This window comes from Arsenicibacter rosenii, from assembly GCF_001870735.1.
GTDB classification, from domain to species: Bacteria; Bacteroidota; Bacteroidia; order Cytophagales; family Spirosomataceae; genus Arsenicibacter; species Arsenicibacter rosenii.
Genome location: NZ_MORL01000017.1, coordinates 107449 through 113980, shown reverse-complemented (window position 1 = coordinate 113980; position 6532 = coordinate 107449). Strand labels below are relative to the sequence as shown.

The following is a 6532-nucleotide window of genomic DNA, read 5'->3' as shown; positions in this document are numbered from 1 at the left end:
GCGGGCGACCACGTGGGGTCGCCCCTACAGATTGGTATACGCCTTTTGGCTGATTTTGTACTATCGGGGGGGTGAAATGGTTTATCTGCGACCCAGTTCAATGGCTTGCATATCAGAAATTTGCCCGTTGTGTAACGAAAAACGGAGGCAGGTGCGGACTACATGAAAACCGGTTTTTCCGGCCGCTCCCGGATTCATGTAAAGCAGGTTCCGCATCTTCGGGTCACGGACTACTTTAAGAATATGTGAATGGCCACAAATAAAGATATCCGGCGTATCAATCTGCAGGTTTGGCCGGACAATGGGGTTATATTTTGGCGGCGTACCGCCGATATGCGTAATCCAGATATCAAAACCCTCAAGCCGGAACCGCTGATGCGAAGGCAGATCGCTTGACTCACCGTCGATGTTGCCGCACACGACCCGCAACGGCTTAAAGGCTGTTAACTGGTCTAATACAGCACGTTGACCCACATCGCCTGCGTGCCAAACCTCATCACAATCATCAAAATGGCTCAAAATCTGCGGATCAAGATAACTGTGCGTGTCGGAAAGCAAGCCGATGCGGGTCATTGTCTGTACTGTGTTATGAATGGTAGCTGCCGCAAAATTAACCGTTCAGCAGCACATCTTTCATCTCACTGCGAATTCGTTTCTTATCTATTTTGCCAACACTCGTTTTCGGAATCTCAGGGACAAACACAATCCGGTCGGGCACATACCATTTATTGATTTCGCCGGCCGTTGCTTTCGCCTGTAACTGACTCCGCAATGCTTCGGCAGCGGCCTCAACGCCCGGCTTCAATACGACCAGTGCATAGGGCCGCTCGCCCCATTTCTCGTCCGGCAACCCGATAACAGCCGCTTCGGCAACGCCCGCCTGCTGCGACAGCAAGTCTTCAATATCGAGCGACGACACCCACTCCCCTCCTGTCTTGATTACATCTTTGGTCCGGTCGGCAATGTGAACCCAGTTATCAGGCGTAATACTGGCCACGTCACCGGTATGCAGCCAGCCATTCCGCCACAGGTCTTCGGCCCGCTCCGGTTCCTTGTAATAACCTTGTGTCAGCCACGGTCCGCGCGCCACAATTTCGCCCAGCGATTGCCCGTCGTGGGGCACAAACTGCCCGTTATCGTCCATGAGCCGCATATCTATAAAAGGAGAAATCCGGCCGGCCAGCGTACGCAGATCGACTTGCTCGTCGATAGGCAACGGCCGTTCCAGATCGTTCAGATACGTCACCGACATAATCGGCGCAGTTTCAGACATCCCATAACCGGCATACACCTGAATGCCCAGTTCAAGTGCGGCTTTGGCCAGCCCCTTCGTCAGGGCCGAACCGCCGATAATCACCTTCCATTTGCTCAGCTGCGGTTTAAACTGCTGCGCCGCCGGACTGCTAACCAGCATATTCAGGATAGTTGGCACGCAATGCGATAGCGTTACCCCTTCTTTCAGAAGCAGCCTCAGCAGCATTTCAGGCTCGTAACGTCCCGGATAAATCTGCTTTGTTGACAGCATCGTCGCCAGAAACGGAAAGCCCCAGGCATGGACGTGGAACATCGGTGTAATCGGCATATACACGTCGGCCAGCGCGCTGAACGGCACCGCCTGATAGCCACACACATAACTCATCAGGCCCATGGTGTGCATAAACAACTGCCGGTGCGAGAAGTATACACCCTTCGGATTACCGGTTGTCCCGGTTGTATAAAAGGTGGTCGCCCAGGTATTTTCGTCGAAGTCCGGGAAATCGCAGGCCTCAGACTGATCACTGAGCAGGGCCTCATACTCCCCGGCAAACCCTTCGGGCACCTCCACCGATCCGCCTTCGGCATAAACCTTGTCGCTGATGATAATGATTGATTCAACGGTTGTCAGCTGGCTTTTTACGGCATGCAGCAGTGGCAGAAAATCTTCATGAATGAGCAGAACCTTATCTTCGGCATGATTCATTGTATAGAGAATCTGCGCCGGCGATAAACGTACGTTGATGGTATGCAGGATTGCCCCGACACACGGCACGCCGAAAAAACATTCGAGGTAGCGATGGCTGTCCCAGTCCATTACTGCTACGGTATCGCCTCCCTTCACGCCCAGGCTACCCAGCAGATTCGCCAGTTTCCGGACCCGGCCGTTGAAGGTGACATAGTTCATCCGGAATAAATCGCGGTATATGATTTCGCGCTGTGGCTCGTATTTCAGTGATTGGGCCAGTAATTGTTTGATAAGCATGGGCGGCTCATGAGCCGATGCCGTACGTGGGATTAGTTTTGTCGTGATCATGACCAATTAGGCTATACCAGGAAATTCTTGAATGAAAGCTATACAAACAACGCGCATCAAACAAGCAATTGTTTAGCAAAAAGGGCGATCCGGGATAAAATGTGTATGAATTAACGAAAAAAGGCCATCCCTTCTTACCGAAAGGATGGCCTGGCTGTTTTGTTTGCTATGTATCAGAGCAGGAGCCCTGCCAGCGTAGCCGACATGTAGCTGGCTAAAGTACCACAGATAAGTGCTTTGAAGCCCAGACGCGCCAGATCACTGCGGCGGCTTGGGGCCAGCTCGCCGATGCCCCCTACCTGAATGGCAATGGAGCTGAAGTTGGCAAACCCGCACAGGGCAAAGCTGGTGATAGCTACTGTTTTCGGATCAAGCGTATCTTTCATCTTAATCAGATCAAGATAGGCAACAAACTCGTTGACTACCATCTTCGTACCCATCAGCGCACCGGCCGCCTGAATATCTTTGGTCGGAACGCCCATGGCCCAGGCAAATACCGAGAACAGGTTCCCCAACAGGAAATTAAGGCTTAGCGCCGGAAAACCAGCCACCTCTCCTAGTTTAAACAGAATCCCGTCGATCAGGGCGATCAGGGCGATAAACCCGATCAGCATCGCAATTACGTTGAACCCTACTTTAAGCCCTTCGCTGGCTCCTGCGGCAATGGCGTCCAGCAGGTTCGCGTGGTTTTTCTTAATATCAACTTTCGCCGACCCCTGTGTTTCAGATACTTCCGTTTCTGGAAAAACAATTTTACTGATTACCAGCGCCCCGGGGGCGGCCATGATACTGGCGGCCAGCAGGTACTCGGCCGGAATCCCGAACGAGATGTAGATGGCCATTACGCCACCGGCAATACACGCAAAACTACCCGCCATAGAAGCCAGCAGTTCGGAGTTGGTCATGCCTTTCAGGTACGGTTTTACCATGATCTGGGCCTCTACCTGCCCCACAAACGCACTCGATACGTTTGATAATGCTTCAGCACCACTCACACCCATCAGCCATTTCATGATCCGGGCCATAAAGGCGACAACCCGTTGCATGATGCCCAGGTGATAGAAAATATTCACCAGTACGGCTACGAAAATGATGGTCGGGATAATTTTAAAGAAAAAGATGGTTGGCTGTCCGAACGTCTTGCTGAGCAGGGTTGTGCTTACCAGCGGACCGAATACGAAATCGGCACCTTTATCGGCAAAATCCAGTAGTTTTTTGACAAAGTCGCCTAGTGCGCTGAACAGGTTCCGGCCGGCATCGGTTTTTAATACAAAAATCGCCAGACCAAATTGCAGGCCCAGTCCAACTCCTACGGTTCTTAAATTAATTGCACGGCGATTATTAGACATCAATAAGGCAATGCCCAGAATCAGGACAATGCCGATAAGCCCGGTGAAGCGCTCCATTTAGCGTTGTTAGATGATAAAAGTTTCAATTAGGTCCTGCGAAGATACAAAGTTTATGCCTTTACCGATGGGCTTTAGGAGAATACTTTGACAGACAGCCGGTCCTTCTCCCCTTTTTTAGTACTTTTTAAAGACACCCGGACATAAAAAAGCCGTATGCCCGGGTGGTTCCCGCATACGGCCTCAGCCTGAAAACAAATTATTTTTTCCTACAGGTTAGCAATTGCCTGAGCTGCCGATTCTTCAATTTGTGCTTCCGGCGTTTCCTCTTTTTCAGCTTCGTCTTTTCTGAACAGACACACCACATCCTTGATATCCGACTCGGTCATGTCGAAGAAACGTTTCTGCGCATTGAATGGCTCCTGCCCCTCCTCTACTTCACACTTTTTATAGTTGCCATCCTCATTCAGTTCATACGCGTTGATATTATCGCGCAGGTTAAATTCCAGGATCTGCATACACTGCTTGCGAACCCGCGGATCGGCCAGGAAAAACAGCGACTCAAGCCGCCGGTCGAAGCTGCGGACCATCACATCGGCACTGCCGCCGTAAATCTTCGGATTGCCGTTATTGTGGAAATAGAAAATCCGGGTGTGTTCCAGAAAATCCCCGACAATCGACCGGACAGTGACGTTTTCACTCAATCCAACCCGTTTGGGCCGCAAACAGCAGATACCCCGGACAATCAGCCGGACCGGTACACCGGCCTGCGACGCGCGGTACAACTCATCGATAACTTCCTTGTCTTCCAAAGAGTTAATCTTAATACAAATTCCGCTGTCCTTACCAGCCTGGGCATTTTCGGCCTCCGCCTGAATCAGCCGGATCAGCTGTTTACGCATATCCCGCGGGGCCGTAATCAGGTACTGATAATCATTGGGCAGCGAGTGGCCGGTAATGACGTTAAAGAACTCGGAGATGTCGTGTGTATAGACATCATCGGCGGTCAGTAAGCCAATGTCGGTATACAGTTTAGCGGTCTCTTCATTGTAGTTCCCGCTCGACAGGTGCGCATACCGCACCACGCGGCTTCCTTCATTCCGGACCACAAGCAGCAGTTTCGTATGGGTTTTAAAACTACTGATGCCGTAGATCACGAAGCAGCCTGCTTTTTGAAGCCGCTGGGCCTCGTGGATGTTATTTTCTTCGTCGAACCGGGCTTTTACCTCAAACAGTGCCGACACGTGTTTCCCGTTTTCGGCGGCTTTCAGAAGCGCATCCGTCACACGGGAGTTTTTCGCCAGCCGGTAAATAGTCAGTTTAATCGCCAGTACGTTCGGATCTTCGGCAGCCTGCTCCAGGAGTTGCAGTACGGCTTCGAAATTATTGTACGGATGATGCAGCAGTATATCCCGCTCCTTGATGGTCTCGAAAATATCCTTGATTTTTTCGCGGCCTAACCCAAGCGGCGGAACCGGCGAGTGTGGCGCCGGCATATTATCCTTAAAATCAGGATGTTTAATGAGTTGCCACAGGCTCGTAAAGTCGATCAGCGACGCCGCTTCAAACAGGTTATAATCGTCGATCTCCCATTTCTTTTTCAGCAGATTACTCATCCACTCCGACGCGCCCGGCTCTATTTCAACCCGTACCACGCGGCCAAGCCGCCGGTTTTTAATTTTTTGCCGGATCTCGTCGATAAAGTCAGCCTCAACGTCATCGCTTTCTTCCAGGGTAAAATCGCCGTTGCGGGTAATCCGGAACAGGTTTACCGAGAGAATTTCAACATTCCGGTATAGCTTTTTGATGTTATGCCGCACAATTTCTTCGATCGGCAGGAACAACATAATCGGGTCTTTGCCCTCCTCCTCGCGTTCGATGGTCAGGAAGCGGGGCAGGTTGGCGGGAATCTGCACAAACGATAGCCGGTGGTGATCGTCTTCTTCCGCAATCTGCTTTTTCTTAACCACCCTGGCTTCGGGGTTCTGCGTCACCACCCCGAAAATCAGGACCTTTGCCAGCAACACCGGAAACGTATGCGTGTAGTCATACAGCATCGGTGTCAGCGTTGGATAAATCGTCCGGTCGAAGTAATGATCTGCCTCTTCCTGCTCCTCCTGGCTCAGATCGCCATATTGTACTAATTGAAGACCGTTTTCCGGAAAAACAGGCAGCAGATCGTTCATCAGCAGGCTGTGCTGATCTTTATTAAACTGATGCACAGCCCGGAAGAGCGCTTTTTTAAACGGTAACTCCCGCAGCCCTGAGTAATCAACCCGTTCTTTGCCGTAGTCCAGGTAATTATACAGACTACCCACCCGGATCGTAAAAAACTCATCCAGGTTGGAGGCCGTGATCGCCAGAAACTTCAGGCGCTCCATAACCGTCCGGTCAGGGTTACGGGCCTGATCGAGTACACGTTCATTAAACTTCAGCCAACTCAGGTCGCGGCTCAGGTAATTACTCTGGTCGATGACACTGATTGCTTTTTCGGTGGCTTTCGCCGCAAGTTTACTATCCCCTTTCGCAGGTACGGGTTCTACAGTACGCTGACCGATCCGGGAGATAAGATTAGTTACTATTTTATGTGGATTCATGAGAATACGTTTAGGATTTTTACTATTTCAACCTGCACAGAGCGCTTATGAAATATATCGCCGACTGTATACAATCACACAGCTTTGACGGGTAGGTTTGCCGTCATTTTACAAATATAACTCTCATAGATAACAAATATTTCCGGCTGACTGCTAACAAATTGTAAAATTTCTATTTTCCGTTTTGTTGTTGACCAATCATTCAGGAACGGATACACAGAGCGCGTACTGATTTCCGCTTTTTGCAGGAAGGCGTTTTGTGGGGAGAAATGGTATTAAAACAATAGTGGTGGCACGAC

The 6532-nt window shown here is 50.6% G+C and carries 4 protein-coding genes; all 4 read right to left on the bottom strand.

What is annotated here, in order from left to right; translation table 11 throughout:
* Window positions 1–81: 81 nt before the first annotated feature.
* Window positions 82–573, bottom strand: a complete 492-nt coding sequence (locus BLX24_RS22630) for a metallophosphoesterase family protein (RefSeq protein WP_071505487.1) — start codon at window positions 571–573, stop codon at window positions 82–84.
* Between the two features lie 37 nt (window positions 574–610).
* Window positions 611–2290 carry a long-chain fatty acid--CoA ligase gene (locus tag BLX24_RS22625; RefSeq protein WP_071505486.1) on the bottom strand — a complete coding sequence of 560 codons (1680 nt, stop codon included), beginning with the start codon at window positions 2288–2290 and terminating at the stop codon, window positions 611–613.
* A 173-nt stretch (window positions 2291–2463) separates the two neighbouring features.
* On the bottom strand, window positions 2464–3696 hold the full coding sequence (locus BLX24_RS22620) for a NupC/NupG family nucleoside CNT transporter (protein ID WP_071505485.1): 1233 nt from the start codon (window positions 3694–3696) through the stop codon (window positions 2464–2466).
* 209 nt (window positions 3697–3905) lie between these two features.
* Complete coding sequence (gene ppk1, locus BLX24_RS22615) at window positions 3906–6233, bottom strand: polyphosphate kinase 1 (protein ID WP_071505484.1); 2328 nt, start codon at window positions 6231–6233, stop codon at window positions 3906–3908.
* Between the last annotated feature and the right edge of the window lie 299 nt (window positions 6234–6532).

What these genes read in the sequence shown, in the direction of transcription:
- ppk1 (WP_071505484.1), bottom strand. Translation starts at nt 6,233, where the DNA reads ATGAATCCACATAAAATAGTAACTAATCTTATCTCCCGGATCGGTCAG.
- BLX24_RS22620 (WP_071505485.1), bottom strand. Translation starts at nt 3,696, where the DNA reads ATGGAGCGCTTCACCGGGCTTATCGGCATTGTCCTGATTCTGGGCATT.
- BLX24_RS22625 (WP_071505486.1), bottom strand. Translation starts at nt 2,290, where the DNA reads ATGATCACGACAAAACTAATCCCACGTACGGCATCGGCTCATGAGCCG.
- BLX24_RS22630 (WP_071505487.1), bottom strand. Translation starts at nt 573, where the DNA reads ATGACCCGCATCGGCTTGCTTTCCGACACGCACAGTTATCTTGATCCG.